The sequence below is a fragment of the Streptomyces alkaliphilus genome (assembly GCF_014141535.1).
In the GTDB taxonomy this organism is placed as follows: domain Bacteria; phylum Actinomycetota; class Actinomycetes; order Streptomycetales; family Streptomycetaceae; genus Streptomyces; species Streptomyces alkaliphilus.
The window spans coordinates 1-3,302 of sequence record NZ_VKHT01000591.1 but is presented as its reverse complement, the minus strand read 5'-3'; the positions used below and the strand labels follow the sequence as shown (position 1 = coordinate 3,302).

The window sequence follows — 3,302 nt, the reverse complement described above, 5'->3', positions numbered from 1 at the left end:
ATCGAGTCGGGATCGATCGGGGCGGTCCCGGCCGCGCCCGGAGGGGGCGCCCGGGGGCGGTCCGCTAGGCTGCTGGAGGTCTCTTGACGTGGAGAGAACTCAGCGTGTTCCTCTGCTCGGGGACCGGCCGTCGTCGTCCGACCAACGGGAGACCCACCCATGTCCACCGCGTCCCGCACCCCCGTCACCGTGACCGTCACCGGCGCCGCCGGCCAGATCGGCTACGCCCTGCTCTTCCGCATCGCCTCCGGTCAGCTGCTGGGTCCGGACGTACCGGTGAAGCTGAACCTCCTGGAGATCACCCCGGCGCTGAAGGCCGCCGAGGGCACCGCCATGGAGCTGGACGACTGTGCCTTCCCGCTGCTGTCGGGCATCGACATCAGCGACGACCCGAACGTCGCCTTCGCCGGCACGAACGTGGCGCTGCTGGTCGGCGCCCGTCCCCGCACCAAGGGCATGGAGCGCGGCGACCTGCTCGAGGCCAACGGCGGCATCTTCAAGCCGCAGGGCCGTGCCATCAACGACCACGCCGTGGACGACGTGCGCGTCCTGGTGGTGGGCAACCCGGCGAACACCAACGCGCTGATCGCGCAGGCCGCCGCGCCGGACGTCCCGGCCGAGCGCTTCACCGCGATGACCCGCCTGGACCACAACCGCGCGCTGACCCAGCTGTCGAAGAAGACCGGGGCGCCGGTGTCGGAGATCCGTCGCCTGACCATCTGGGGCAACCACTCCGCCACCCAGTACCCGGACATCTTCCACGCGGAGGTGGCGGGCAAGAACGCCGCCGAGACGGTGAACGACGAGACCTGGCTGGCCGAGGAGTTCATCCCGACCGTCGCCAAGCGCGGCGCGGCGATCATCGAGGCGCGCGGGGCCTCCTCCGCGGCCTCCGCGGCCAACGCCGCCGTGGACCATGTCCACACCTGGGTGAACGGCACCGCGGAGGGCGACTGGACCTCCATGGCGATCCCGTCCGACGGTTCCTACGGCGTGCCGGAGGGCCTGATCTCCTCCTTCCCGGTGACCTGCCGTGACGGCCGTTACGAGATCGTGCAGGGGCTGGAGATCAACGAGTTCTCCCGGACCCGGATCGACGCCTCGGTGAACGAGCTGGCCGAGGAGCGCGAGGCGGTGCGCGGCCTGGGTCTGCTCTGACCCCTCACGCCCCTCACGCCCGTCACACCCGCTTCACGACCCCGGACCCCGTCCCGACCCCGATCGTGTTCCGATCGGTTGGGTTCCCCGGCCCGGTTCGGTCCGGATTCATCGTCGGCCCCCGGTGGCATCGCCCACCGGGGGTCGTTTCGCATGGGGTGATGGGTGCGGACATGACGGGAAATCATCCGTGATGCGGAGGCGACGTGTCCGTGACGTGTTCGAAACGTGCGGAACGACTGCCATGCACATGAACACGCCACCACGGGCATGGGAAAAATTCCCTTTGGCGCACTTTCGCACCATTGACAGATCGTCGATGGTCACATTCAACGGTGACAGCCATCACTTTTGCGCATCGGTGGACATGGCCGGCCGCGGAACGGGCATGACCGGACCTCGTGTCCCGCTCGACCGAGGCCATCGGCCGTCCGCGGGCTCGGAAGATCGCCCGCCCCACCCCGGCGGGACCACAGGCGGTGACGCGCGTCACGCACACGCGCGAGGAGAGGGCAGCACGTGTCGGCCATCGAGAGCATCCACATATCCGGGCAGTGGCGAACCGCCGCCGACGGCGGAACCCGGGAGATCCTCGACCCGGCGGACGCCTCCCCCCTCGCCGTGGTCGCCGAGGGCGGGACCGCCGACGCGGACGCGGCCGTCGCGGCGGCCCGCGCGGCCTTCGACTCCGGCAGTTGGCCGGGCACCTCCATCGCCGACCGCGCCGCCGTGCTGCGCCGCACCGCGGACCTGTTGCAGCGCGACCGCGAGGAGATCGCCCGCACCGAGTCCCGCGACACCGGCAAGACCCTCGCCGAGGCCCGGATCGACGTGGACGACGTCACCGCCGCCTTCCGCTGGTTCGCCGACCTCGTGGTCAACGAGGGCGGCGGTCGGGTCGTGGACGCCGGCTCCCCCGATGTGCACAGCGTCGTGGTCCACGAGCCGGTCGGCGTGTGCGCCCTCATCACCCCCTGGAACTACCCGCTGCTCCAGGCCAGTTGGAAGATCGCCCCGGCCCTCGCCGCCGGCAACACCTTCGTCGTCAAGCCCAGCGAACTGACCCCGCTGTCCACGATCCACCTGGTCCGGCTGCTGACCGAGGCGGGCCTGCCCTCCGGCGTCGCCAACCTGGTCACCGGTGCCGGCGCCCCCGTCGGCGCCCGACTGGCCGAGCACCCGGACGTCGACCTGGTCTCCTTCACCGGAGGCGTGGTCTCCGGCACCGCCGTGGCCGCCGCAGCCGCGCCGACCGTCAAGAAGGTCGCCCTGGAGCTGGGGGGCAAGAACCCCAATGTCGTCTTCGCCGACGCCTGCGCGACCGACGAGGGCTTCGACACCGCCGTGGACCAGGCGCTCAACGCCGCCTTCATCCACAGCGGTCAGGTCTGCTCGGCCGGCAGCCGACTGATCATCGAGGAGTCGGTGCGCGAGCGGTTCGTCACCGAACTGGCCGCCCGCGCCGACCGCATCCGCCTGGGCCGGGGCACCGCGCCCGGCGTCGAGTGCGGGGCACTGGTCTCCGCCCGTCAACTGGAGCGCACCGAGGAGTACGTGGCCTCCGCGCTGGCCGAGGGAGCGGTGCTGCGCTGCGGCGGCGAACGACCGGAGCCCGACGCGCTGATCCCGGAGAACGGCTGGTTCCACCGCCCCACCGTGCTGGACGGGTGCCGGCGGGAGATGCGGGTGATCCGGGAGGAGTTGTTCGCCCCGATCCTCACCGTGGAGACCTTCCGCACCGAGCGGGAGGCCGTGGAACTCGCCAACGACACCGAGTACGGCCTGGCCGGCGCCGTCTTCTCCGCCGACACCGCACGCGCGCGCCGGGTGGCCGGTCGGATGCGGCACGGCACGGTGTGGATCAACGACTACCACCCCTACCTGCCACAGGCCGAGTGGGGCGGCTTCGGGCGCTCCGGCGTCGGTCGGGAGCTGGGGCTCTCGGGCCTGGCCGAGTACCGCGAGACCAAGCACGTCTACGAGAACCTGCGCCCGGCCCCGGTGCGCTGGTTCGCCGGCTGAACCGCGCCGGTCGGGGGGCGCCCCCGCCCCCCGACCCGTGCCGAACCGGTTCACCATTCGCCCACTTCTCCCGTATACCCCGACTTTCCGGAAAGGGCTTCGCGAAACCCCATGAGCACCAC

General features: G+C 71.4%; 2 protein-coding genes. Both read left to right on the top strand.

Annotated features, from left to right (window positions below):
• Positions 1-159 precede the first annotated feature (159 nt).
• Complete coding sequence (locus FNQ90_RS17150) at positions 160-1,158, top strand: malate dehydrogenase (protein WP_182607190.1); 999 nt, start codon at positions 160-162, stop codon at positions 1,156-1,158.
• A 519-nt stretch (positions 1,159-1,677) separates the two neighbouring features.
• Positions 1,678-3,180 carry an aldehyde dehydrogenase family protein gene (locus FNQ90_RS17145; RefSeq protein ID WP_182607189.1) on the top strand — a complete coding sequence of 501 codons (1,503 nt, stop codon included), beginning with the start codon at positions 1,678-1,680 and terminating at the stop codon, positions 3,178-3,180.
• The last annotated feature ends 122 nt before the right edge of the window (positions 3,181-3,302 follow it).